The sequence below is a fragment of the Hymenobacter sp. R533113 genome (genome assembly GCF_056835965.1).
On the sequence record NZ_JAKWBD010000014.1, the window covers coordinates 56870 to 82508 of the forward strand.

Consider the following 25639-nt stretch of genomic DNA (forward strand, 5'->3'; position numbering starts at 1 on the left):
ACCCAAAACGCTATCAGCACCTTAGTCTGCCCCTTGATTGAACTGCCCTGCCAGCTTTATCCGTGAAGTTTAAGAAGACGGAGCGTAGCTGTCTTTTTTGGACTTTAAATATTTTGTGGCCTTGGTTTTTAGATAGGTAGAGGCGGGTACTACGTGGTAATTAGGATTGTTAGCAAATAGCTCCTGCAGCACGCCTACGTGGGCTAGTCCCATAATAACCATAATGCGCTTGGCCTTCGTTTTCTGCTGGGCCCGCAGGATATTGGAGTAGATTTTTAGGTTGCGGTTGTAGAATAAGCTGATGTAGTGCGCCCCAATGTAGGCTGTATCTACCTTACCCAAATCAACTGTATTGGTACCGGTAGCGGAAAACGCGCCGTTGGTCACCATCGCGGGGTTATTGAACATTACGCGGTGAATCATGGCTACTAAGTCGGGGTGATTGGCTAAGGCGATGTAATCGTACACCGATAAGCTGTCGTGCTGGGCCATGCGTTGCAGAGGGCGAGCGGTAAGCTGCATTTCCTTTAGTCCTTTGTTGAAATAGTCGATGTTGTCGCCGGTGCTCAGCAGCGATTGGGAGGTGGAGGCGTAGTAATCGATGCAGGATGGACTTGCTAGGTTCAGTTGCTTGGCTATCGCAAAGCCTATTTGGTAGCGCTCACTGCGGCCGGTGCCGGAAGGCAGCGTGGAGAAATCAAGGTTGTCGGCGCGGTACAGGGCGTACAAGCTATCCATCTGGCTCTGTTCCGAAGGTTCGGCTTCTATCATGATAGCATCGGGCCGAAACTTGAGCAGGTGCTCCCGCAGCTTGGCTATCTCCGCTTGCTTCTTGGGGTTGAGTACGTCTGACTGCGGCTCTTTATTATAAATTTGAGATAGGTGCACAAACCCTACTATCATGATTTCCGCCCGATCTTTCTTGCTGTTTTGAGCTCTGGCTTGAGTAGATACCAGCAAAAGAGTAAGGCTGAGTAGCCCAATAAACCTGTTGAAAAAACGGCTGTGCAGTTGATACAGTAACATAGGGGAGAGAAGAAGATGGGAGATGGAAACAAATAAAGTGTACAGTACCTTGTAAAGCAAGTTACCGATCCACAAATATTTGCCAGTCCTACTCCCGTATCAGGCGGCTATGGCAGGCTTATTAAGCCAGTACCGAAAAGCAACCGTACCGACGGCGTACGCTACAACATCGAATAGATCGGCCACGGCGGTAGCGGAGAAGTAGGGCAAAATGCCTTCAAACCACAGCGACACGTAGAGCCAGGCCGCAATCAGCCAGGTATCGGGAAGTACAAAGGCGCGCGTATGGGCCACAAAGCGCCGTTGGGCGGCCAAGGCCAAGCTCAGCATGACTGGCATGGCGGCCAGATCACCTAAGTAAGAGGTAAGCAGCGCGGGTAGAGGCCAATGCAGCAGGTAGCGGTTGAGGAGGTAGCCCGCATACAGGAGCACGGCGACGAGAAACAGCGGGTGTCGAAACTCGGGCCAGCGCTTCATATCAACCTGCAACAACTGTTACTACCCAAACTATGAACGACAGGATAGCCGCAAAAGCTAGCTGTCCACCCCGGACCATAGTTTTGAAAAAACGCGTCACGCCCTTGTCTTCGGGCTTTATTTCCATCAGAATAAGGGAGGACGTCTTCTGATTTTCCAGCTCCGCGCGCTCGATGGCACTTTGTTGGGCCCGCGGATCAAGCAGCTCGCCGCAATGCTCACATCGGTCCTCAGGATTGTGTTGCCACCCGGACCATTGCTGGCAGTGCGGACACTTTTTGGAAGCAAGTAAAGGAGTATCAGCCATCTGTGGGATACGCACGAAATGAGTGGCGAGGTTGCATAAAATGCAAAAAGACCAAAGCGCCACCAGAGGAGAGCTTTAGTCTTTTAAATACTATTTAACCAGGTTTTAACTTGAATAAGGGCTGCCGACTGTTCGTCTATAACTCCATAATATCCTCATTCCAGAGGGTGGGCTCAGCCTCGATAAACTCCTGCATCATGGCCACGCACTCGTCCAGATCCACAATCTCGACCTCCACGCCGTGGGCCTCCAGAAACTCCTTCGACTCGCCGAACGTGCGCGACTCGCCCACGACTACTTTCGGAATTTTGAACTGTACGATGGTGCCTGCGCACATAAAGCAGGGCATGAGGGTGGTGTAAAGTACGGTGTCGCGGTAGGTGCGCTGGCGGCCGGCGTTGAAGAGGCAGTCCATTTCTCCGTGCTTGATTGGGTTGTTTTCCTGCACCCGCTTGTTGCGGCCGCGGGCCACAATTTGCCCCCCACGCACCAGCACCGAGCCAATTGGAATGCCACCTTCCCGGCGGCCTTGTCGCGCCTCGTCGATGGCGGCTTGCATGAATTCGTCCATGAGTTCTCAGGGGTGAGTTGAAAGTAGAGCCGCAAAGGTATACCGTGTTACTCTCCAAATAGCGCTCTTTTGGCAAAATGGCAGCGCCGCCGTCGGTTTCTGCAGTGTACACAAGCATCACTTGGCACAAACGCTCCAGAAGGCAATGAAACTCTCTGTACAATATTTTCGCTCAACTGCTAAGCGAGTTGAGGGGACGGCCGCTGCCCAACCGCCATGCGCTCAGGGCGGCGCTTGCCGCTCACGCGGCGCCGCCACAAAAGAAAGCCCGTGAGGCTGAGCAAAGCGGGAGAAAGGCCGCCCATGGCCCATACTACTTTCAGCAGCAGCCCACCAAACTGACCAAAGTGGAGGGTAAGAGCCACAAGCTCTGCCCGCTCACCGAGGCCAGCCTGTCGTACATCGGTGGCGGTAACTACCTGACCAGTGCGCGCCGATACTTCAATAGTTTGACTGAAATTGCCATAAAGCGGCTCATTGGCCAGCTTGCCCATGGCCGTAATTACCGTATCGGCGGCTGTTTTGGGCAGGGCAATCCCCTGTAACTGAAAGCCGGGCACGGCCAGAGCCACTCGGGAGGCGAGAGTGTCCAACGACACGGCTAAAGGCGGCTGGGTAAGGAGCGGCTTTTCTGGCTCAGTAGTATAGGTTTCGGGTAAGAATGCGTGGCGCAGCATCCACGCCCCGCTCCCAGCCAAAACCATGTTGAAGAGTAAGGCCCACACGCCCACCACCCGGTGCAAGCCCGAGGAGGCCGTGCGCCAGTTCTTCCAGCTAATACGTTGGCGGAATAGTAGCACCGGCAGCAGATGCTTGCGGTACACCACCGCGCCGGTGAGCATACTCAGCAGTAGCGCGATGCCCAGCAGGGCAACCGTCAGCTCCCCGCCGGTGCCAGCTAGCAAGCTGTAGTGTAAGCCTAACAGCCAACCGAAAAAATGCCCCCTGGCATCGCGCTGGCCCAGGTAGCGGGCCGTATAGGGGTCGAAATAAGCCAGCGTCCAGGTATGGTCAGGCTGCTCGACACTGATTTCGAGGGCATCGGTGGGGGTGGCGGGAATGCGGCGGAGGCGCAGGTAGGCCGGCTGGGGAAAGTGTTGTCGGGCGGCCGCAAAGGCCCGATCCAAGGAAGGCCGCGCCGAAGCAGGCGCCGCTACGGTCAGCAGCTTAGGGTTGAGAGCGTGGTCAAGCTCCGGCTCAAACAGCAGCACCACGCCGCTCAGGCTCACTACCAGCAGCAGCAAGCCGGTGCCCAGCCCCAACCAGCTGTGCAGGGCAAATAGGCGGCGAGTGAGGGTGGAGCGGGCCATAAGCGCGGAGATTAGAAGGAGTAGCCGGCCGTGAGCCGGAAGGAGCGGGCATTACCCACCCACACAATATCACGGAAGAATACGCCGGAATAGTAGCGGGTATCGGCCAGGTTGTAGGCATTTAAGGCCAGTGAAACGTTCTTGTATTGATAATTCACTACTGCGTCGAAGGTGGTGTACTTAGGAATGGAGAAGCCCGCGTCGAAGCTGTAGCGCTTACCCACGTGATAGGCGCCCCCACCAAAGCCCAGGCCAGCCAGCGCGCCCTGCTGCACCGTATACACGGCCCATACGTTGCCCGAGTGGTTGGGAGCATTTTCAAACCAGGGTGAGCCGTAGGGTTGGTCGGGGTTGCCGTTCTTGGTGATGCGGGCCTCGTTGTAGGCATAGTTGGTAATAACATTGAGGCCTGGCAGCACGCGGCCCGTTACCGAAACTTCCACGCCCCGGCTGGTGGCTTCGTTGCCGGCAATCTGGCGCTGCCCATCCAGGTCATTCGGATCGGTAGTAAGAATATTCACCTTGCGAATGTGGTAGAAGGCAAGAGAACCCACTAAGCGGCGGCCGAGCAATTCGGTGCGGGCGCCTACTTCCCACTGCTTGCCGGTCTCGGGGTCGAAGGGTCCGCCTGAGCGGGGCAGGTTGGAATATTGGGGCTCGAAGCTTTGACTGTAGGAACCATACAGGCTAAGCTCAGGTAGGGGTTGATACACAAGGCCAGCGCGGGGTACAAAGGCGGAGGCCGTAGAAGTATCCTGGGTAATTACCAGGGCCGCCGTGGGATCTGATACCTGCTCGGTTTGGTCCTGGTCGCGGCTGGTACTGCGATAGTTATCATAGCGCAGCCCTAGTACAGCTTTAAGTTGGGGCGTTAGGGTAAGCTGATCCTGAACATAGCCCCCAATGAAGTTAGTAGGGTTATCAAATCGTGCATTGTAGCCTTCGCCGCGGTAGATGCCCCGGTTGGTATCCCCGTACTGAGGGTTAAAAATGTTCAGGCCGGGCACGCCGTCGTAGCTCTGGGCGTAGTCGTAGCCGTTGTTGCTATAACCGTAATCGAGGCCCGCGAGAATGGTGTGCTCAACGGAGCCAGTAGTAGGCTTCCACGTCAGGTAGCCGTTCACAAACGCGTCCTGGGTGACATTATCAAAGTCGCGGAAGTGCCGCTGGATCGTGCCCGTGGCCGGGTCATAGCTGCGACGGGTGATGTGATGATACTGCTGGATAGAGTTGTAATAGCTATAGCGGGCCAGTAAGTTTACCGACAGCTTATCCGAGATGCGGTGCTGCCCCAGGAACTGAGCAGAAGCAATTCGGTCGGCGCCTTTGTCATTTGAATCGTGGTGGCTCCAATCGCGGGGCAATACGCCCAGGTCGCTCTGCACAGCCATAATGCCCCGGTTGTACCAGGTACCACCGTCCTCGTTTTGATGGAAGTAAGAAGTGGTCAGCGTCAGGTTGGTGCGGTCGGTGGGGCGAAACGTAAGGGAAGGGTTGACAAAGACATTGCGCGTTTTCCAGTCGCGCATCTGATGGTCGGTACGCTCGGCACCGGCCACCATCCGGTACAGCCAGCGGCCGTCGGCACTTAATGCGCCGGTAGCATCGGCCACGCCGCGAAACTGATTGAAACTACCGTAGGTCAGCCGCACCTCGCGGCGGGCCGTGGCTTCGGGTAGCTTGGTGGTCTGGTTGATAATCCCCCCTGGGGCCGCAAAACCATAGAGCACCGATGCCGGCCCCTTAATAGCCTCTACACTTTCCAGGTTGTAGGTAGGCTGAGGCGTGTACGAAGAGCCCCCAGGCGCTGCCCATTATAAGCAAAGTTACCCGTCGTGGACCGGAAGCCACGCATATTGAAGTCATTGTAGCCGCCAAATTGGCTGATGCCGGCAAAGTTGCGAATGCTTTCCTGCAGCAATTGCACCTGCTGATCGCGCAACACAGCTTCGGGTAGTACCTGCACGCTTTGGGGAATATCGCGGAGCGGGGTTTCCGAGCGGGTTGCGATGTTGGTAGCGTCGCGCTGATAGGTAGTATAGCTGCGGCCCGTAACCGTTACCTCGTTTAGGTTAGTTAGGCTATTCGTGAGTTGTATGCTAGCCTCAATAATCTGCCCACCCGCCACTATTACTGTTTGGGAATGTGGCGCAAAGCCAACTGCCTGGGCAATTAAGGTATACGAGCCAGCCGGTATCCGTGTCAAACGGTAGCGGCCTTGCTCATCAGCGGTTGTGCCAAGGGCAGTGCCAGCTAGCGCCACCGTAACAAAGCTGGCTGGCTGGCCATCTGATTTACTAACGGTACCGCTGATGGTGCCAAAATCCTTATCAGTATCAGTTGCCTGAACTAGGATGGTAATAAATAATAGCCACACTATCAGACCGTATCGAGAAAAGGAACTAGGGCTCATGCTATTTTGAATCATTATGAATAGCACAAAGGAATACTGTCTAGCCTAACATTGCAAACTTTATTTATATTAATTATAAATAAGCAGTAGGAGAAACACGGCCAATACAGTAGCTGCCGGTTTCAGAGGTATTGAAGAGAATTCCTCTGAGATGTACTGTGTGTATGAACAATTACACAAAGGGGCGGTCACGCAGAGCGGTAGCGAAGCATCTCGCGTGCGGCCGTCTGAGTGGTAGCTCACTCAAAAAGGCGGACGCTAGATCCAGCATGACGTTATTATTGAATGGCAACGAAGCACACCAGATGTTTCACTATCGTTCTGCATAGCCACCTGCTTACTCTAGCAAAAATGCTCCTGTTCACACCTCTGGAGTAAGACAAAACGGGTGGTTGTTCAAAAATGCTGAAGGGTATCACCGCGCACAAATGCCTTTGTATGGGCAGTATTGGCACCGCTCCAAATCATCGGTCTTGCGGATGGGCTCGGCTGGGTCCAAGATGCGGTGTACGAAGCTGGTGAGCAGCTCCTGACCTTTATCGAGGAACGAGCTGCCGTCTTCGGTCAGAAAACTCATGTCGGCCGTCATGGGGCCGGCGCTGAGGTTGCGCAGGGAAATGATGGCGGCATTGGCGGCGGGGCGACCTTCACGCTCCAGCATGAGGCGGTAAAGCCAAAGCTGGCGCACTTTGTCGGCGGCGGATGTGGCGTCGGTGAGCAGGCGCTGGGTAGCGGCGGCAGCATCTTCGCCGCGCTTTTGCAGGCGCAGCTCGTGGGCCTGCACCAGGCCGGTTTTATAGTCTACCACGCGCAGGCGGCCGTCGGGCAGCTCGTCGAGGCGGTCGGCAATGCCGTAGAGGCGCAGGGGTAGGATGTCGCCGCTGGGCAACGTAACGGGGATGGTGGTTTGCAGAATCTCCTCTAAACCATCTACTTGCAGCGGTAAGGTGCCGGCCTGCTCGGGCAAGCCTTCGAGGTAGCGGCGCACGAGTTGAGCGGCCACTTGGCCCAGCACGTGGTTCAGGCCTTCGTCGGGGCGGGCGTGGCGCTCATCTTCTTCCTGGCGCATGGCTTTGGCTACTTCCTCCGGCACTTGTTGGAGCAGGGCGGGCAAGTCGGCAGCTGTCAGGGGGCGTTTTTCCTGAAGGAAGGGCCGCAGTAGATTTTCCAGCACCTCGTGTACTACGGTGCCGAAGCCATCGGCGCCGAGCTTTTCTTCTACCTCCTCGGCCTCCTGAAACTTGGCCAGGCGGGCGAAATAGAACTGAAGGGAGCAGTTCAGGAACTGATTCAGCGCAGAAGGCGAGAGGCCCCGAATGAGCACGCCGCGCAGAGCGGTAAGCATATCAAAGTCCTTTTCCAGCACTAAGTCGCCTACGGGCGAGGGTCGTTCAACGGATGCCTCACCCCTCAGGAGCGGGGGGCCGGAGGGGTGAAGCAAATCGTTGCTGATGTTCACCGTTGCTACCACATCGCGCAGCACCAAGGCTGGGTTCTGGGGGGCTAAATCATTAGCAATCTGTAATAAAAACCGGCTTCGCTCGCCGGTGCGGGTGCCTTCGGCTCCCGGCAGCACGTGCAGCAGATCTACCTTGCGGGCGCGCTGGAGCAGGCGCCAGAACTGGTGGGCGGTGGCCGCTTCGTGGTCGGCGTAGGTGGGCAGGTTGAACTCGCGCAGCACGTCGTAGGGAAAGAGAGACATGTGGCGTTTGGGCGCGGGCAGCACGTTCTCGTTGCAGCTCAGAATAATGACGTGGTCGAAGTCTAGGGCACGCGTTTCGAGTAAACCCATCACCTGCACCTCAGCAATGGGCTCGCCGCTGAAAGGCAGGCGGGTGCGGGCCATCTGCTCGTACAAAAACCGCCGAAACGAGCGCACCGACAGACGCTGCTCCCGGCAGTCGAACACCGAATTGAGGCGCTTTACCAAGGTGAAAAACAAGTACAGGTACTCTGCTTCAATAGCTGAATGCTGATCCTGGTACGCTTTTTTCAGCAAATCAATAATTGTATAGCAAGCCGCAATAATATCGTCGCAGGTGTCCCAGGTGGCAAATAGCGCTTCAACAAGCGGATGTTGCTTACCTAGCTGCAACAGCTCGCTGGCCGGCAGCAGCACGGCGTTGCGCTTCACGATCTGGTTGCACACGTGCTCGAGCAAACCATGGTACTGGGGGGCATTTTCCTGCTTGTCGAGCCACTGCTGATAGCGGCGCAAAAACGGGTGTTGCAGCAGCTTCGTGACGGCCAGATGGTGGTAGCGCGGCACGCCGTAGCCGGTTTCGGGTGAGCCTTCCCGGATGCCGGTCAGGTGCACCTCAAACAGCAAATCGACGAGGTTAAACAGCGGCGTGCTCTGGAAGCTCAGTCCCATGGTCACGTTGTACTCGGGCACGGCCTCGGGGGGCAAGCCGTGCAGCACGGACAGCAGCAGGGTTTCGTCGGGCAATACGATGGCAACCTTGGCCCGCGGGTTTTGCAGGCGGGAAGCAGCCAGAAGCTGGCCCGCTACTTTGCCCTGCATACTGGCATTGGCCACGCCCACAAACTGGATTTCGCGGGGCATGGTGCGCAGCAAATCGGGGAGGGCGCCGGTGGTGCTGGCGAAGCTCTCGGGGGGCAAATCCCACTGCTGGCGGTAGCGGCGCAGGTGCTGGCCAGCCCGGTTGGGCGAGTCCTGCTCCAGGTAAAAGGCGTCGCCGTCGAAGCGTACTTCGGCCCGGCCTTGTTTGAGCAGCAGGCGGATGAGTCTTTCTTCGGCTCTGGACAAGGAGCCCAGGCCCAGAAAAACGTGCTGGGGGGCTTTTTGGCCGTTATCCAGCATGTTTTGCACATGCTCCACGGCCAGTCGGTAAGCTAGGCCAGGGTAGGCTACGCCCTGCTGCTCCATGCGCTTGCGCAGGCGCCAGTACACTTTCTCCAGGTCGTCCCAGAAGCGAAAGTACGCGACGGTGGTGCTGGCGGGAGCTGGCATCTGCTCCAGCGCCCAGCGCTCCAGCGCTTTGGCCTCGGTGAGGTAGTCGAAGACTTTGGCGGGGAAAGCCAGGTTTTGGTCGAGATTGGAAAAGTCCTGCAACAGCAGCCCCGACCAGCCCACAAACTGGTCGAAGTCCAGCTTCTTATCAATCTCGCGCAGAATATCAAACAGCAGGAGCTGCAGGGCAATCGGCTCCTCCACCTGCACGCCCGCCAACTCCACCATGTGGTCTTCCATGGCCGCGATGCGCGGGCTCCACAGGGCCGTGCCTACTTCCGTGGCCAGGGCCAGCTCATTCTTTAAGTACACTACCGCCCGCCGCGTGGGCACAACTACCACCACATCCGACAATTCGGAGCCCGGATAGCGCGCTACCAAATCCCTCGCGGCCTGAGTTAAAAAGGCTACGGGCGCAGCCTTAACAGTAGCGGGCGGAGGGGAAGAAGCAAGAATAGGGGAGGTGGTAAGAGACATGAAGCTGGAAAAGGATAAAAACAGACCGCTAATTCTTCTAAGTGCTAACCGAAAAAGCAGCTATTGATGAGGAGGCACGAAATATGCTGTCAGTCCGGCAAAATACAATTCTTAAACATCCTGTTTATGCGTACAGTTCGTTACTTATTGCTGATCCTCTCACTGCTGGCGGCTTTTCATAGCTATGCGCAGATGGGGCGGCTGGGAGCTACCCGGCCGGTTGAAGAGTTTAAATTTAAATCCATTTTTGGTGCTCCCAAGAAAGATAGCACCTTGGCTTACTGTCTGCTGGGAACGGGCTTTTTCAAAAGCCGGCAGGCCCAGGGCGCTGACACCTTGATTGCCAGGTGGATAAAGCAGCACCCGAGCGCGCGCGTAATACCCGTTTCGACCATTCAATCAACGATGATAGGGGCACCCAACTCCAGCATGACCTACTGTTGGGTGGTTGACAAGGACCAAAACCTGAATGTGTACCTGATTAGAAACGGCTACTTCCCGGGCGGCACTATGCAAAAGCCCAAAACCGGCGTAAAGAACCACATCAGCAAGAAGGAGTACGAGGAATTTATGCTGCAAATCCGGCTGGCCGATATCTACGCTCAGAAAAAGAAGCTCGGAGTGTGGGTAAAGGAATAAGTATCGCAGAGGTCGATAGTGAGCTTGACGCGGTTGTAAGTAATTTAAAGAGAATAGCTTAGATAGAAATAAGGAAAGACATGGCCCCCTTATCCTGGTTCGCTTAGCAGGCGAAGCCGGGATAAGGGGGCCATGTCTTTTCAGTAGTATTCGAAATTTAATCAAACATTTAAAACATTAACATAAAACCTAAGTTTAAATCCTCTAACCCAACAGCAGAATCGCAAAGCCGAAAGCTTGGCGTGTCCGGAAGTTGGCGGCCAGCCTTGCTCAAATTCATACTTATTGATTAACCGATGTCCGACGAAAACCCGCAGTGCACCGAACAAAAAATCAAGGAAGCGGCGCGCAAGGTGTTTATAGAGAAGGGCTTTGATGGGACCACTACCCGCGACATAGCCGAGGTAGCCGGTATCAACCAGGCTCTGACGAACTATTATTTCCGCAGCAAGGAAAAGCTGTTCCGGCTGATTTTTGAGGATATCTACCGGGAGTACTTTCAGGAAATCTTCAGCATCATGGCCCAGCCCCTGGAGCTGCGAGCCAAAATTCCGCAGCTAGTGGAGGCGCACTTCACCCTGTTTGAGCAGAATCCGGATCTGCCCCTGTTTCTACTCTCCGAGATGCGCCGGCACCCCGGCTTACTCACGCCCCCCGGCAAGGACCGACCGGTGTTCTTTTTCCTGCGCCAGCTACAGCAAGCGGCCGACGAAGGCCAGATTCGGCCGGTGGCGCCCATGCACATATTGCAGCTACTGATGGCCAATATCCAGTTTATGTACCTGTCGCGGCCCATTACCATGGAGATTTCCGAGTGGGATCAGGCAGCCCACGCGGAGTTCACGCGTCGGCATAAGGACCTTGTACTTGATATGCTGACGACTTACCTGTTTACTTTTTAAAAAAGCCCCCCAGTTGCGCAGCCGTTGGTTTTTTCAGTGTTGCGCCTGCTGCCTTTTTAATTTGAATACTGATTACGAGATGAAGCAATTATTTGCCCCCCAGAAGTTTATAGGTCGTGCTTTCGTACTAAGCGTAGCGTTGGTGTGCGGTCCGCTGCTTGGTTGGGCTCAATCGGGTGGACCTGACACACCGGCGGCGTTGCCAGCCAACGCCACCTTGCAGGAGTGCGTGCAGTTTGCCCTGCGCAATCAGCCGCTGGTGCGCCAGGCGACGATTGATGAGGCCATTGGCGAGCGGCAAATCCGCATTGGCTTGTCCGATTGGCTGCCCCAGGTGCAGGGCGTGGGCTCTTATACCCGCAACCTGATTCTGCCCACCACCGTGCTGCCCAACTTTCAGGACCCCACGGCCGGGCAGCAGCTGGTACGCATCGGCCTTAACAATACCTCGACCATTGGCTTGCAGGGCACGCAGCTTCTGTACAGCAACGACGTGTTGCTGGCCGCCCGCTCCCTGCGCTTCGTGCGGTTGAATAACAGCCAGAATACCACCGCCTTCAAGATTGACGTAGTAACCAACGTGAGCAAGGCGTTCTACGATATTCTGCTGACGCAGGAGCAGCTGCGTATTCTCGATGAGGCCATCGTGCGCCAGGAAAAGCAGCTCAAAGACGCTTTCGCGCAGTACGAAGTGGGCATCGCCGACAAGATCGACTACAAGCGAGCCACCATTTCGGTGAAAAATGCCTACGCCCAGCGCAAGACCACGGCCGAATCGTTGAAGGGTAAATACGCAAATCTCAAGCAGCTGATGGGCTACGCGCCCGAAAACAACCTGGCGCTGGCCTACGACACGGCCCGGATGATTCAGCAAACCCGCCTCGATACGACCCAGCAGCTGGCCTTCGAAAATCGCATTGAGGTGCAGCAGCTCCTGACGCAGAAGAAGCTCCAGCGCCTAAACATCGACTATTACCGGCTGGGGTTTCTGCCTTCGCTCTCGGGCTTTGTGAATTACAACCGCGTGTATCAGAACAACGACTTTTCGGCCCTGTACGACCGCGCCTTTCCCAACTCCCAGGCCGGCTTGCAGCTGGCGCTGCCCATTTTTACGGGCACCCGCCGCACCCAGAATCTGAAAATCGCGGAGCTGCAGGATGAGCGCCTCGACCTGGACTTGTTCGACACCAAAAACCAGATCAACTCGGAGTACGAGCAGGCGCTGGCTACGTATAAAAGTGCCCTCAACGACCTGGCTACCCAGCAGGAAAACGCCCGCGACGCCCAGGAAATCTACGGCATCGTGAAGCTGCAATACGATGAGGGCATCAAAACCTATCTGGAAGTAATTGTGGCCGAAACCGATTTACGGACGTCACAGCTTAACTATTACAACTCGCTTTTTGCCGTGCTGGCCAGCAAGCTGGACGTGGAGCGGGCCCTAGGCGTTATTGCGCTTAATTAATTCAGTAGCAACATACCAGACGGTCATGCAGAGCAACGCGAAGCATCTCGCGTGCGGTCGTTAGATTACTAATCCTGCATCAGCACGCGAGATGCTTCGCGTTGCTCTGCATGACGTTCTAACTGGATAAGCTTTAAAAAATGCCCCCAGGTCTTTGCAATAAATTTCTAATATCCTCTAAGATACTCAACCCATGAAGTGGAATTTAGTCCGGCTGTTACCCTTACTTATCGGCTCCGTGGCAGCTACTGCCTGTGGCGCGAAGAAAGAGGATGCTCCGCAAAACGCGGCCCCGGTGGCCGTGCCCGTGACGGTATATAAAGTGACCGAGGAAAGCGTGGTGGGCATCGATACCTACCCCGGCACGGTGGTGCCGCTGAGCGAAGTGGAGCTGCGGGCCGAGGTGAGCGGCTACCTGACCAAAAGCTACGTGCAGGACGGGCAGCGCGTGACTAAGGGGCAGAAGCTCTACGAGATTGACCAAAGCCGCTACGCGGCGGCGTATCAATCGGCGCAGGCGCAACTGCGCATCACGCAGGCCAACTATGAAAAGGCCGTCAAGGATGCCGAGCGCTACAACCGCCTGGCCGAGCAGGACGCCATTGCCCGCCAGCGCGTCGATTACGCCGCCACCGACGTAGCCAATGCGCGGGCCCAGATAAGTGCCGCCCAGGCCAACCTCGCCAACGCCGCCACCGATTTGCGTCGCTCAGTGCTTATTGCGCCGTTTGCCGGCACTATCGGGCTGGCGCAGGTGAAGCTGGGCTCCCTGGTCACGCCCGGCACGACCCTGCTGAACACGATTTCCTCCGATAACCCGATTGCGGTGGACTTCCCGGTAAACGAGCAGCTGATTCCGCGCTTTGCGAAGTTTCAGCGGCCGTCGGGGGGCAATTCCGACTCGTTGTTTACGCTGGTTTTGGCAGGGGAGGAAGCGTACCCCGCACCCGGCAAAATCAACACCCTCGACCGGGCCGTGGACCCGCAAACCGGCACCATCATGGTACGTCTGCAATTCCCGAACCCCGACCGCACGTTGCGGGCCGGCATGAACGCCACCGTGCGCGTGCTGAACGAGGATACCGGCCGCCAGCTTGTCATTCCGAGCAAAGCGGTGACGGAGCAAATGGGCGAGTTCTTCGTGTACGTAGTCGGCGACAGCAGCAAGGTGAATCAGCGCAAAGTGCTGACTGGTACGCGGGTAAAAGATAAAATAGTCGTGCGCCAGGGCCTCAAAGCCAACGAGGTAATTGTCAGCGAAGGCACGCAGAATCTGCGCGAAGGTGCGGTAGTGAAGGTGGGCGAAACGGCCGCGCCCGTAGCTACCAAGTAGCGCGAAGCTTCCGCTTCGTGCATCGTTGAACGACTGTAGCGCTACTCGCAGGACGATAAAGCAGACCTCCGCTTCGCCTTTCGTTGAACAATGACGCTTGGGGGCTTTTTCTAGCGACTTGTTTCACTAAACAACGATGCGCGAAGCGGGAAGCTTCGCGCTACATGCAACGACCGCAACGATTCACCAACCGAAGGACAGCGCAGCTAAGCTGGAGCTTGGTGCTACATTAAAACCGTATGATATCTGACGTTTTTATTCGGCGACCGGTCACGGCCATCGTCATTTCAGTGGTGATTGTGCTGCTGGGGGGCATTTCTATCCTGAACCTGCCCATTAGTCAGTACCCTAACATTTCGCCGCCCGTGGTGCAGGTAGCGGGCAGCTTCACGGGAGCCGATGCCCAAACGGTGGAGCAAACCGTGGTGACGCCCATCGAAACCCAGATCAACGGGACGCCGGGCATGGCCTACGTGCAAAGCAACGCCACCAACGACGGCCGCATGAGTACCAACGTCACCTTCGAGATTGGTACCAACATCGATATTGCCACGCTCGACGTGCAAAACCGCGTCAGCGTGGCCCAGCCTACCTTGCCCGACGAAGTGAAGCGCCTGGGCCTGACGGTAAAAAAACGCAACCCGACCACCCTGATGGTGCTGGCCATCTACTCGCCCAAGCGCACCCACAGCACCGCCTTCCTCGATAACTACACCAACGTGTACGTCCGCGACGCCCTGCTGCGCGTGCCCGGCGTGGGCGACGTAACCGCGCTGGGTCAGGACTTTAGCATGCGTATCTGGCTCCAGCCCGACAAGATGGCCCAGCTCGGCCTGAGCGTGACGGAAGTGACCAACGCCCTGCGCGAGCAGAACGTGCAGGTGGCGGCCGGCTCCGTGGGCACGGCCCCGCAATTCAGTACGCAGGCCTTTCAGTACACGATTTTTGTGAATGGCCGCCTGAATCAGGTAGAAGAGTTTGAGGAAATAGTGGTGCGGACCAACCCCGAAGATGGCTCCGTGGTGCAGCTCAAAGACGTGGCTCGCGTGCAGCTCGGTCAGTTCGACTACTCCCGCTACAACACCACCAACGGCATCCCGACCACGCTGCTGCTCGTCAACCAGACGCCCGGCGGCAACGCCCTCCAAACGGCCGACGGCATCTACGCCACCATGGACGCCTTGCAGGAGAAATTCCCGCCCGACGTAACCTACAAGGCGGCTTTCGAGTCGGTGACGGTGGTGCGCGTATCTATCCGGGAGGTGCTCCAAACCCTGGGTGAAGCCCTGCTGCTGGTGACGCTCGTCGTCTTTCTGTTCCTGCAAAGCTGGCGCGCCACGCTCATCCCGATTCTGGCTATTCCGGTGGCTATTGTGGGCACATTTATCTTCTTTATTCCCCTGGGTTTCACCATTAACACGCTGACGCTCTTTGGCTTCGTACTGGCCATTGGTATCGTGGTCGATGACGCGATTGTGGTGGTGGAAGCCGTACAGCACTACATCGACAACGAGAAGATTTCGGCCCGCGAAGCCACCATAAAGGCCATGAAGGACATTACGGCCCCGGTCATAGCCATTGCCCTGATTCTGGCCGCGGTGTTCGTGCCGGTGGGCTTTATTCCGGGTATCGTGGGCAAGCTCTACCAACAGTTTGCCATCACCATCGCTATTTCGGTGGTGCTGTCGGCCTTTATTGCCCTTACACTCACGCCGGCTCTGTGCGCTTTGCTCATGCGCCCCACCGAGCAGAACGCCGATTCCAAAGGCCTGAATAAGCTATTCTACCGGTTCAATATGTGGTTTGGCCGCACCACCGAATCGTACTCGCTGGGCGTGCGCAAAGCACTCCGGTTCGCGCCCTTTGTGATGATTCTGCTGGCCTGCATCTACGCGGGTACCGTAGGGCTTTTCACCGCCAAGCCCACGGGCTTTATCCCGACGGAGGACGAAGGCCGGCTGTTTGTATCCGTGGAGCTTCCTCAGGGTGCTTCCAGTGCCCGCACCAAGCAGATTCTGGATCAGATGTCGGAGATTATGCGCACCAAAGCGCCGGCTTTGCGCACGTACACGGCCGTGGGGGGCTTAAATGCGCTGAATTTCTCCTTTAAGCCCAGCAGCGGCACCTTCTTTATTCAGCTCAAGCCCTGGGATGAGCGCAAGGACGAATCCTTGCAGCTGGCGGCCGTTATTGCGGGTCTGCAAAAGGAGTTTTCGGTGATTAAGGGAGCTAACATTGTGGTGGTGCCGCCGCCGGCTATTCCGGGTCTGGGCAACACGGGCGGTTTTAGCTTCCAGCTGGAGCAGCGCGAAGGCTCCACGGATATTAAAGCGTTCGAAGCGGTCATTAATAAGTTTGTGGCGGCGGCCAACCAGCGGCCGGAAATCGGCCGCGCCTTCACCTTCTTTACGGCCAAAACCCCTGGCTACCAGGTAACCGTGGATCGGGAGAAAGCCAAGAAGCTGGGCGTGTCGCTCTCCTCGGTGTTCACTACCATGTCCACCTACATGGGCTCGGCCTACATCAACGACTTCACTAAGTACGGCCGCAACTTCCGGGTCGTGGCCCAGGCCGACACCTTCTACCGCAAGGATATCGAGAACCTGGGGGGCTATTATGTGATGAATCAGCAGGGCCAGAACGTGCCGCTGCGCTCCATCATCTCGACCAAAGTAGTGGAAAATGCCCCCCTGATTTCCCATTACAACCTGTTCCGCTCGGCGGAGATAAATGGCGACGCGGCTCCCGGCTACAGCTCCGGTCAGGCCATCACAGCCCTGGAGGAAGTGGCCGCCGATGTGCTGCCCGCCGGCTACGGCTACGACTTCTCCGGTTTGAGTCGCGAGGAAATCAGCTCCGGCAACAGCACCATTATCATTTTCGGTCTCTCGATTCTGTTTGTGTTCCTGCTGCTGGCTGCATTGTATGAAAGCTGGTCGGTGCCGTTTTCGGTGCTGCTCTCGGTGCCGCTGGGGGCGTTTGGGGCTATGGTGGCGCTGATTTTTCTGCCCAAGCTCACCAACAACGTCTACGCCCAGATCGGTTTGATTACGCTCATTGGCCTGGCGGCCAAAAACGCCATTCTGATCGTGGAATTTGCCAAGGAGCGCGTCGATACGGGCATGAACCTCATCGAAGCCACCATCGACGCGGTGAAGCTGCGCCTGCGGCCCATTATTATGACCTCGCTGGCCTTTATTCTGGGGGTGCTGCCGCTGGCGTTTGCCTCGGGCGCGGGCGCCGTGTCGCGCCAGACCATCGGCTGGACGGTAACGGGCGGTATGCTGGCGGCGACGTTCCTGGCCATCTTCATCGTGCCGGTGCTCTACGTGCTCATCACCAAGTTCGCCTACGGCAAAACCAGGCTGGCCGAGCTGGAAGCCAGCTACGACCCTGCCGCCCACGGTCACGTGCAGCACGGCTCCAAAGAGCCAAATACGCCCCCCACGGGTCCGGCCGGCCCCAGCAGCAACGGCCACGCCACCGAGGAGCGCAAACGCAAGCAGCAAACGCCCCCCGAGCTTGGGACTTAGGACATTTAAACTGCGCGTTACCAGCAGGCAAAAAGGCTGGCCATCGTCGGTCGCAACATAATAAGCATGAGCCGTAAAAACTACGACGTGGTCACCTTCAAACGGTTTGTGGCCCGCTATTTAGACTCCCCTCCCGACACCTTTGAGTTTCAAAAGAGCGCCGTCCAGATATACCCGCTCTCCCTGGCCGTCGCGCGCATCAAGCCCCCTACCCCCTTTTTAAGGCCGAGTACAGCTTTTTACTGCTTTTTTTGGCGGGCGGGGGGCAGCAGCAGGTGGACAATGAAACCCTGGCGTTGACCGCCAACGACGTGCTCTTCATTCGGGAAGGCCATCTCAATGCCATCAAATCCATCGATGAAGGCACGCAGGGGTATTACATCCACCTCGAAAGTACGCTGCTGCCCCAAATTTTTACGGACCGTGCGTTGCTGCACCGGCTCACGTTTTATCCCAAACATTCGGTTTGCACCGCCGACATGGAATGGCTGTGCCACTGCTGCGAGCTCATCCTTCGCCAGGCCGGGGACCAGGGGTATACCGAAGAAATTCAAGCCGCGTTGCTCCGCGCGATGGTGCTGAAAGTGGCGGAAGCCTCGGCCACCACCTTGTGCCAACCCGACCGGCCCTCCGAAATTACCATGCGGTTCAAAGAGTTGGTATACGACCAGGTTGCCACCAACCGGGAGGTGGCGTTTTATGCGAATGCCCTGGCCGTGTCGGAAAATTACCTGAACCGGTGCGTGAATCAGCTGACCCGTAAGCCACCCAAGCAACACATCACGGAAATGGTGATTCTGCGGAGCAAGGTGCTCTTGCAGGACCGTTCAAAGGACATTGCCCAAGTCGCGGTTGAACTCAACTTTGCCGACCCTTCTTACTTTGGCCGGCTATTCAAGCAGGTGGCGCAGCAAACGCCCACCGAATACCGAAATGCTTTTTTGCAAGGTTTGTCCGAATAAGCGCAAGATTCCTGACAACGAAAAGGCGGTTGCGCTCCTGACCTTTGTGAACCTTAAAGTAGGGCAGGTACTACTTGAGGAAAGGTTTCACGCTTAAAACTGGAAAAGCAACATGTTACGCCACACCGCTTCCCTGTTCATGCTGCTCCTGCTGGGTGCGGCACCGGCTGCCTCGAAGCCGTTGAATCAACAAGCACCCTTGCAAATTCAAATCCTGAACGTCGAAAAAAACAACGGAAAGGTGGTCGTTGAAATCTACAACGTTGAATCGGACTGGCTGAAAAAGCCCTTTAGGCGAATGACGTTAGTGGCCGATGACGATACCAAAAAGGCGGTGTTTGACGTGCCCTACGGCAAATACGCCGTTTCTATTTACCAGGACACCAACGAGAACGGCGAGTTGGGAATGAATTTCCTGCAAATTCCTAAAGAACCTGTCGGATTCGGCAACAACTACAAGCCGTTCGGCGAGCCCAAGTTTGAGTCAGCGTTGATCGACTACAGCCCGACCTCGAAGCCCGTAGCCATCAAGCTCTACAGCGTGTTTTAAACGCCTAACCAATGGACCAAAAGTGGAGCGTAGAACAGGCGCCGGCGCAGCACGACCGAATTGCCGTGGTAACCGGGGCAAACAGTGGCGTAGGATACGAAACCGCCCTTGCCCTGGCTAAAAAGGGCGCGTGGGTGATTCTGGCCTGCCGGAATCTGGAAAAAGCAGAAGAAGCCAAAGCCCGGATAACAGCGGCTTGTCCCAACGCCAGCCTGGAAACCATGCGGCTGGATGTGAGCAGCCTGCGCTCCGTCCGCGAATTCGCCGCGCACTTGCGCACCCGGTACGACCAGCTAAACCTGCTCATCAACAACGCGGGCATTATGATGTCGCCCTTCGAAGTGACCGAAGACGGCTTCGAGAACCAGTTGGCCACCAACTACCTGGGCCATTTTGCCCTCACTGGCTTGTTGCTGCCGGTGCTCACCGCTACGCCCGGCTCGCGGGTCGTCAGCCTGAGTAGTTTGTCCTATAAGTGGGCCGAGATTGACTTTGACGATTTGCAGGCCCAGCAAGGCTACAGCCGCCGCAAAGCCTACGGCCAAAGCAAGCGGGCCTGCCTGGTGTTTGCCTACGAACTGCAGCGCCGGCTAGCCGCTGCTGGTTACCGCACCCGGTCGATAGCGGCCCATCCGGGCTTGGCCAAGACCAATCTGGACCAGTACTTCCCGGCTTTCGTCCGGCCGCTGGGCAACCTCTTCTTGCAACCCGCCAGCCAGGGAGCCCTGCCCATCCTGTACGCGGCGTTAGGGGAAAATCTGAAAGGCGGGGAGTTTATCGGGCCGGCCGGTTTTCAGCAAATGAGGGGCTATCCAACCCAGGTGGATTCGGATGACTCTTCCAGGGACGAAAATGTTGCTGACCGGTTGTGGCAGATGAGCGAAGAGCTGACGACTCAGTACTACCTCAGCGAGCAGATTTAGGGTGGCCCGCACACGACGTCCTGCTTCCCCCTGGCTTCGAAACCACCTTGCTTGCCCTATCAAAGGTGTAAGCTGCCCCAATTGCCGTATGCGACTGCGCTACTTCCTGACCTGGCTGGCCCTGCTGCCGGCATTTTTCGCCCACGCCCAAAACACGGGCAGCATCACCGGCCTAGTGCGCGACCGGGCCACGCAGGAGCTGCTGCCCGGCGTGACGGTGGTGCTGGAAGGCACCGCGCTGGGCACGGCCACCGACGGCACCGGCCGCTACCGCCTGAGCGGCGTGCCGGCGGGCAGCTACAACCTGCGGGCCACTTTCATCGGCTACGAGCCGCTGCTGCGGGCCAACGTACTGGTGAACAGCGGCAACGCCAACATCATCGACCTGGAGCTGGGGGCCGGCGCGCAGCAGCTGGGCGAGGTGACGGTGGTAGCCAACCGCGCCATTCGGGTGGCCACGCCCGAAACGCCGCTGAGCGTGCAGCGCATCAACACGGAAGAAATCAAAAGCAACCCGGGGGGCAATTTCGACATCTCGAAGGTGGTGCAGACGCTGCCCGGCGTGGGCGGCGGGGGCACGGGCGGCACGGCGGGCTTCCGCAACGACATCGTCATCCGCGGCGGCGCGCCCAACGAAAACGTGTACTACCTCGACGGCATCGAGGTGCCGGTCATCAACCACTTCCAGACCCAGGGCTCGGCAGGTGGGCCGGCGGGCATTCTCAACGTGAGCTTTCTGGAAGACGTGACGCTGAGCACGTCGGCCTTTAATGCCCGCTACGACAACGCCCTGAGCAGTGTGCTGCAGTTTCGGCAGCGCGAGGGCAACCCCGACCGGTTGCAGGGCAACCTGCGCACCTCGGCCACCGAAGTAGCCCTCACGCTGGAAGGCCCGCTGAGCCGGCGGGATTCGAGCGGGGTGGCGGGCACCACGTTTCTGGCCTCGGCCCGGCGCTCGTATTTGCAGCTGCTCTTCGAGGCCATCGACCTGCCCATCCGGCCCTCGTACTGGGACTTTCAGTTCAAGACCACCACCAAGCTGGGGCCGAAAACCACGCTCACCACGCTGGGCCTGGGGGCCATTGATAAGTTTCGGCTGGGCGTGCCCCGCAACGCCACCCCGGAAACCGAGCAGGAGCTGCGGCAGAACCCCACCGCCGACCAGTGGAACTACACCGTGGGCGTGAACCTGCGGCGGCTCATCCGCAAAGGCTACCTGAACGTGGCCCTGAGCCGCACCCAGCTCGACAACCAGCTCGACCAGTTTCAGGCCGGGGCCGAGGGCGACGAAAGCCGGCGCATCCTGCTCACGCGCTCGGGCGAAACCGAAACCAAGCTGCGGGCCGACGTGAACGGCACGGCGGGCGGCTGGCAGTACAGCTACGGCGTGATGGGGCAGTACGTGCAGTACGACAACCGCTTCTTCAACCGCCTGCGCCGCCCGGTGCTCGACGCGGGCGGCAACGAATTGCAGCCAGGCGTGGACGTGCGCTTTCAGACGGCCATTGATTTCGGGCGCTTCGGGGCGTTCGGGCAACTGACCCGCTCGTTTCTGGACGGCGACCGGCTGACCGTTTCGGCTGGGGTGCGTACCGACGGCAACACGCTCACCGACGACGGCCGCGACCTGCTCCGCACCCTCTCGCCCCGCCTCAGCGCGAGCTACGCCCTGCTGCCCACGCTGAACCTGAACGCCTCAGTGGGGCGCTACTACAAACTGCCGACGAACCCGGTCCTGGGTTTCCGCGACAACGCGGGCCGGCTCGTCAATCAGAGCAACCAGTACCTGCGCTCCGACCACTACGTGACGGGCCTGGAGTGGCTGCCGGCCCCGGCCACGCGCTTCACGCTGGAAGGCTTTTACAAAAAATACGCGGACTACCCGGTCACCGTCCGCGACGGCATCAGTCTGGCTAACCTGGGCGGCGACTTTGCAGCTATCGGCAACGAGGCCGTGACCAGCACCGGGCGGGGCCGGGCCTACGGCCTGGAGTTCTTCTTTCAGCAGAAGCTCACCCGGAAGGTATTTGCCGTGCTCTCGCTGACCGGCTTCCGCTCGGAGTTTACGGGGCGTAGCGGCGCGTACGTGCCCTCGGCCTGGGATTCGCGCTTCCTGGCCTCGGCGCTGCTGGGGCGCAAGTTCAGCAAGAGCTGGGAGATGGGCCTCAAGTACCGGGCCGGCGGCGGCTCGCCCTACACGCCCCTGAACCTGGCGGCCTCGCGGGCCAGCTACCTGGCCACCGGCCGCGGCGTGTTCGACTTCAGCCAAATCAACACCCTGCGCCTGGGCACGTTCCAGCAGTTCGACTTCCGCCTCGACAAGCGCGTGAACTGGCGGCGCTTCACGCTCGACCTGTTTCTGGACGTGCAGAACGCCTTCGTACTGCGCAATCCGGCCGTGCCGAGCTACGCCTTTCAGCGCCTGCCCGACAACTCGGACTTCGCCACCACCGACGGGCAGCCGATTCGGTTGGATGGCTCGAATGGCATCCCGCTGCTGCTGACCAATGACGACCCGATTGTAACGCCCACCCTCGGCTTCATCCTTGAGTTCTGAGCGGTAAGCGGCACCCGGCGCCCCTGGTCGAGCGCGAACGGGCCTTATTGCTGCGGTGCGCAGGTGGCTCGAATGCCCCGTTTGGTAGGTCAATGGGTAGCTGTCCGGGTAACCGGGTGGGCCAACCTTTCAGGATAGGTCGGCTTTCTCACCGTATGGCAGGAAAGCCAGCGCTTCCGCAATCCATGTAACATGTGGACCAAACTTTTAACCAAGGCCATTGAAGTGAGAGCATCAAAAAGTGTGGGGCAACGATTGACCAGCTTTCGGCCATCACCAGTGGGACCTATGCCAACGGCCGCTCGCTCCGGACTGCCCCACACTTTTTGATGCTCTCCATTGAAGTGGCATTGATGTGTAATAACCCCACGAAGTAGATGCTAAGGAAAAGCGCGTACCAATGAGCACTTCTGGTGAATGGTGTGAGTTAGCCTGGATGAACCAAAAACATGCGCTTCTATTGCTCATCGTAGGGTTAGGTCTCGGTGTATTAAGTGTCTTATGGAAAATACTGCACTATCCCTACGCCGATATTCTACTAGGGGCTTAGGAAGCAAACAAATATTTTTGCGTCATAAAACGCTCAAATGCAGCTACTTATAAGCAGATTTATTTTTCGACTCGTTTAGGCTGAATAAAGCCCTGGCCTAAAAGCTTTTAATAACTGACATTCAGTCGGTTGAGAGGTGGTTTCAACCTCTTAACTGACTAGTTTGCTTCCTAAGCCCATCTACTAATAGCCAGTCTAACTCTAAATCTGGTGGCCGTACTAATAGGACTGTATAAAATACTTTCTCATCCCAAGGCTAAAGGATTTTTGAATCGTTAGCTGCCCCAAGCCTGCTGACGGATTCGCTCATACTCTTGTCGTGGCTGAGAGATTTTACAGTAGGTTCTAGGTATCATAAATCCTGTGCTGCGCTGTAGTTATTTCCGATTCAAATTGCTTACATCTCCTTCATCTGCACCAGCTTCTCCGGCCGGATGGGTAGCGACCGAATACGCTTCCCGCAGGCCTGAAACACGGCATTCGCCAGGGCCGCCGAGGTGGGTCCTTGGGCCGCTTCGCCGGCACCGAGGGGCTTTTCATTGGGCCGGTCGATGATGGCAACAGTCACGGCGGGCACTTCGTCAAAGCGGAAGATGGGGTAGGTTTCCCACTGCCGGCTCGTGACGTGCTGCTCGTTGAAAAGTACTTCTTCTTTTAAAGTCCAGCTGGAAGCCTGAATCAAGCCGCCTTCAGTTTGGTTTTTCAGGCCGTCGGGATTGATAGTTTCGCCCGCGTCGATGGCAGCCCAAAGGTGGAGGGCGCGGATGGTGCCCATTTCCTCGGCCACGTGCACCTTGGCTACCACGGCGCAGTAGGCCGCCTGGTTTTTGTATTGGGCGAAGCCAAGGCCAAAACCTTCGCCGGGGGCCAGCTTTTCGTTTCTGATCATCTCCCGCGTCCGCTGAATCACGGCTTTGGCGCGCTCATCGGTGAGGTGACGCAACCGGAACTCCCACGGGTCTTCCTTGGCTTGCAAGGCCAATTCATCCATAAAAGACTCCAGCGCAAACACGTTGCCGAAGGCTCCCAGTCCCCGTAGCGCCGACACGCGCAACGGCCCCTGCACATAATGCGCCTCCAGGCGCTGATTGGGAATGGCATACAGCGGCTCGCCGTTGCGATAAATGGCGCTACTCACTTCAGTCACGGACGACGGCAGCGCAGGCTGCGCCAACAGGCGGGCGGCCAGCAACGACTCCGGTTTGCCCCCCGGCCGCGTGCTGTGCGTGTCTGACCAAATGTTATTATTCAAATGGGTAATATAGCCTTCTTTATTTAGACGGGCATCGAGCTGCATAACCATAGCGCTACCGTAAGGCTCCCAGGCGTGCTCATCATCCCGGGACCATTGCAGGCGCACGTGTCGGCCGGGGTAGGCGCGGGCCAGCAGCGCCGTGTCGGCGGCTGCGTCGTCGGCGCCGTTGTGGCCGTAGCAGCCCGAGCCCGGCACAGCCTTCACGTGAATGCGCTCGGGGGGCATTTCTAGCAGCGCCGCCAGCGTAGCCCGCAATGGATACACGCCTTGGCTATGGGTCCAGATATGCAGCATTCCTTCCTTATCAAACAGGGCCACCGCGCAGCTCGGCCCCACGGACGCGTGCATGAGGTAAGGCTTGAAATACCGTGCGCTGAGAGAAGCGCCAACAGGAGCCGCACCGGTACCAGCGGTATCAAAGCTGCTCATGTCGCCCTTGTTCACGGCACGCTTGGTAATGGCCGGCAACGCGGTCAGCAGCTCCGGTAGCAGCTGTCTGGCGGGAAGTGCGGGGCCGTTAGTCCACTGGGCGTGCTGAATGCCGTAGTCCTGGGCCAGCTTGGCCTGGTATTCCTTTTCGGCAATAAAACCCACGAAACTGCCGTCAATCACCGTTTTGAGCAGGCCCGGCAGCAGCTGCATTTCGGCCATGTCTAGCTTTGCTAATTTTCCCCCGGAAGAGGTAGGGCGCAGCACGCGGGCGTGTACCATGCCCGGAAATCGTAAGTCCTGCACGTACACCGTCTCGGCCCGCACCATGCGTTCGATGTCGTCGCGGAGCACTGGTTTGCCTACGTGCTGATATTCACTCTTGGCTTTGAGCTGAACCGGTAATTTTACCTCGCCCTGCAACTGTTTGCCTTTTAACAATTGGGCAAACGTGAGCTGACGCTTTCCATCAATCGTGCTTACCACGCCATCGGTGAGGCGAAGCTGGCTGGCTTTTACGTTGAGCTGCCGCCCAGCTAGCGCCAGCAGTTGCTGCCGAGCGGCGGCGGCGGCGTAGCGAATGCTCATGCCGCTACTTTCAATGGAGGCACTGCCGGAGGTGTAGCGCTCATCGGGCGTGCGGCCGGTTTCGGCCAAAACCACTTCCACGCGCTCCATGGGCAGGTACAGCTCCTCGGCCGCCAGCTGAGCCACGGCCGTGCGGATGCCCTGGCCGATTTCGGTTTTGCCCGTGAGCACCCGCACCCGACCATCGGCCAGTACTTCCAGCCAGGCATTAATGCGCGGGTTTTTGGCCAGACTTTCCGGCAGCTCGTCCGCCACTAGTGTTTCGCCCGCCAGCATATCGACCCCGCTGCCCAGCACGAAGGCAATGGTGAGGCAACCGGTACTTTTGAGAAAATCGCGGCGGGAGGCAGAGTGCTGAGAGGCAAATTCGGACCTCATATAAACAAATGGATAAGATG

At 57.7% G+C, this 25639-nt stretch carries 18 protein-coding genes; 9 read left to right on the top strand and 9 right to left on the bottom strand.

Annotated elements, in window-relative coordinates; translation table 11 throughout:
- Positions 1–69: 69 nt before the first annotated feature.
- From MKZ35_RS19150 to MKZ35_RS19185, 8 genes are all read right to left on the bottom strand, one after another.
- Complete coding sequence (locus MKZ35_RS19150) at positions 70–1026, bottom strand: DUF5694 domain-containing protein (RefSeq protein ID WP_482514848.1); 957 nt, start codon at positions 1024–1026, stop codon at positions 70–72.
- 99 nt (positions 1027–1125) lie between these two features.
- Positions 1126–1503 carry a magnesium citrate secondary transporter gene (locus tag MKZ35_RS19155; RefSeq protein ID WP_482514849.1) on the bottom strand — a complete coding sequence of 126 codons (378 nt, stop codon included), beginning with the start codon at positions 1501–1503 and terminating at the stop codon, positions 1126–1128.
- Position 1504: 1 nt separating this feature from the next.
- The gene (locus MKZ35_RS19160) at positions 1505–1810 is read right to left on the bottom strand and encodes a hypothetical protein (RefSeq protein WP_482514850.1); all 306 of its coding nucleotides are present in this window, start codon (positions 1808–1810) and stop codon (positions 1505–1507) included.
- Between the two features lie 136 nt (positions 1811–1946).
- On the bottom strand, positions 1947–2381 hold the full coding sequence (locus MKZ35_RS19165) for a nucleoside deaminase (protein ID WP_482514851.1): 435 nt from the start codon (positions 2379–2381) through the stop codon (positions 1947–1949).
- 179 nt (positions 2382–2560) lie between these two features.
- Positions 2561–3691, bottom strand: coding sequence for a PepSY-associated TM helix domain-containing protein (locus MKZ35_RS19170; RefSeq protein WP_482514852.1), 1131 nt, complete (start codon positions 3689–3691; stop codon positions 2561–2563).
- 11 nt (positions 3692–3702) lie between these two features.
- A complete protein-coding gene (locus MKZ35_RS19175; protein WP_482515221.1) occupies positions 3703–5457 on the bottom strand; it encodes a TonB-dependent siderophore receptor in 1755 nt (584 codons plus the stop codon).
- A complete protein-coding gene (locus MKZ35_RS19180; protein WP_482514853.1) occupies positions 5445–6068 on the bottom strand; it encodes a carboxypeptidase-like regulatory domain-containing protein in 624 nt (207 codons plus the stop codon). Before MKZ35_RS19180 ends, MKZ35_RS19175 begins: the two co-directional genes overlap by 13 nt.
- Positions 6069–6519: 451 nt before the next feature.
- Positions 6520–9555 (bottom strand): PD-(D/E)XK nuclease family protein, encoded by a 3036-nt coding sequence (locus tag MKZ35_RS19185; protein WP_482514854.1) that lies wholly within the window; start codon positions 9553–9555, stop codon positions 6520–6522.
- A gap of 126 nt (positions 9556–9681) precedes the next feature.
- Between MKZ35_RS19185 and MKZ35_RS19190 the strand changes: the two genes are divergently transcribed.
- The 9 genes from MKZ35_RS19190 (at position 9682) to MKZ35_RS19230 (ending at position 22419) form a co-directional block, all read left to right on the top strand.
- Positions 9682–10194, top strand: coding sequence for a hypothetical protein (locus MKZ35_RS19190; protein WP_482514855.1), 513 nt, complete (start codon positions 9682–9684; stop codon positions 10192–10194).
- Positions 10195–10490: 296 nt separating this feature from the next.
- Entirely contained in the window at positions 10491–11096 is a 606-nt protein-coding gene (locus tag MKZ35_RS19195) for a TetR/AcrR family transcriptional regulator (protein WP_482514856.1), read from the top strand.
- Between the two features lie 61 nt (positions 11097–11157).
- A complete protein-coding gene (locus MKZ35_RS19200; protein ID WP_482514857.1) occupies positions 11158–12561 on the top strand; it encodes a TolC family protein in 1404 nt (467 codons plus the stop codon).
- A gap of 193 nt (positions 12562–12754) precedes the next feature.
- Positions 12755–13894, top strand: a complete 1140-nt coding sequence (locus tag MKZ35_RS19205; RefSeq protein WP_482514858.1) for an efflux RND transporter periplasmic adaptor subunit — start codon at positions 12755–12757, stop codon at positions 13892–13894.
- A gap of 239 nt (positions 13895–14133) precedes the next feature.
- On the top strand, positions 14134–17427 hold the full coding sequence (locus MKZ35_RS19210; protein WP_482514859.1) for an efflux RND transporter permease subunit: 3294 nt from the start codon (positions 14134–14136) through the stop codon (positions 17425–17427).
- 251 nt (positions 17428–17678) lie between these two features.
- Positions 17679–18389 carry a helix-turn-helix domain-containing protein gene (locus MKZ35_RS19215; protein ID WP_482514860.1) on the top strand — a complete coding sequence of 237 codons (711 nt, stop codon included), beginning with the start codon at positions 17679–17681 and terminating at the stop codon, positions 18387–18389.
- A 139-nt stretch (positions 18390–18528) separates the two neighbouring features.
- Entirely contained in the window at positions 18529–18939 is a 411-nt protein-coding gene (locus MKZ35_RS19220; RefSeq protein WP_482514861.1) for a DUF2141 domain-containing protein, read from the top strand.
- 11 nt (positions 18940–18950) lie between these two features.
- Positions 18951–19862, top strand: a complete 912-nt coding sequence (locus tag MKZ35_RS19225) for an oxidoreductase (protein ID WP_482514862.1) — start codon at positions 18951–18953, stop codon at positions 19860–19862.
- Positions 19863–19950: 88 nt separating this feature from the next.
- Positions 19951–22419 carry a TonB-dependent receptor gene (locus tag MKZ35_RS19230; RefSeq protein WP_482514863.1) on the top strand — a complete coding sequence of 823 codons (2469 nt, stop codon included), beginning with the start codon at positions 19951–19953 and terminating at the stop codon, positions 22417–22419.
- A gap of 947 nt (positions 22420–23366) precedes the next feature.
- On the opposite strand, the gene MKZ35_RS19235 is transcribed toward MKZ35_RS19230, so the two are convergent.
- Entirely contained in the window at positions 23367–25619 is a 2253-nt protein-coding gene (locus MKZ35_RS19235) for a xanthine dehydrogenase family protein molybdopterin-binding subunit (protein WP_482514864.1), read from the bottom strand.
- Positions 25620–25639 lie beyond the last annotated feature (20 nt).

Excerpts from the sequence above, each read along its gene's own strand:
- MKZ35_RS19155 (WP_482514849.1), bottom strand. The coding sequence starts at position 1,503 with ATGAAGCGCTGGCCCGAGTTTCGACACCCGCTGTTTCTCGTCGCCGTG.
- MKZ35_RS19235 (WP_482514864.1), bottom strand. The coding sequence starts at position 25,619 with ATGAGGTCCGAATTTGCCTCTCAGCACTCTGCCTCCCGCCGCGATTTT.
- MKZ35_RS19190 (WP_482514855.1), top strand. The coding sequence starts at position 9,682 with ATGCGTACAGTTCGTTACTTATTGCTGATCCTCTCACTGCTGGCGGCT.
- MKZ35_RS19195 (WP_482514856.1), top strand. The coding sequence starts at position 10,491 with ATGTCCGACGAAAACCCGCAGTGCACCGAACAAAAAATCAAGGAAGCG.
- MKZ35_RS19185 (WP_482514854.1), bottom strand. The coding sequence starts at position 9,555 with ATGTCTCTTACCACCTCCCCTATTCTTGCTTCTTCCCCTCCGCCCGCT.
- MKZ35_RS19205 (WP_482514858.1), top strand. The coding sequence starts at position 12,755 with ATGAAGTGGAATTTAGTCCGGCTGTTACCCTTACTTATCGGCTCCGTG.
- MKZ35_RS19170 (WP_482514852.1), bottom strand. The coding sequence starts at position 3,691 with ATGGCCCGCTCCACCCTCACTCGCCGCCTATTTGCCCTGCACAGCTGG.
- MKZ35_RS19160 (WP_482514850.1), bottom strand. The coding sequence starts at position 1,810 with ATGGCTGATACTCCTTTACTTGCTTCCAAAAAGTGTCCGCACTGCCAG.
- MKZ35_RS19150 (WP_482514848.1), bottom strand. The coding sequence starts at position 1,026 with ATGTTACTGTATCAACTGCACAGCCGTTTTTTCAACAGGTTTATTGGG.
- MKZ35_RS19225 (WP_482514862.1), top strand. The coding sequence starts at position 18,951 with ATGGACCAAAAGTGGAGCGTAGAACAGGCGCCGGCGCAGCACGACCGA.
- MKZ35_RS19165 (WP_482514851.1), bottom strand. The coding sequence starts at position 2,381 with ATGGACGAATTCATGCAAGCCGCCATCGACGAGGCGCGACAAGGCCGC.
- MKZ35_RS19210 (WP_482514859.1), top strand. The coding sequence starts at position 14,134 with ATGATATCTGACGTTTTTATTCGGCGACCGGTCACGGCCATCGTCATT.
- MKZ35_RS19220 (WP_482514861.1), top strand. The coding sequence starts at position 18,529 with ATGCTGCTCCTGCTGGGTGCGGCACCGGCTGCCTCGAAGCCGTTGAAT.
- MKZ35_RS19230 (WP_482514863.1), top strand. The coding sequence starts at position 19,951 with ATGCGACTGCGCTACTTCCTGACCTGGCTGGCCCTGCTGCCGGCATTT.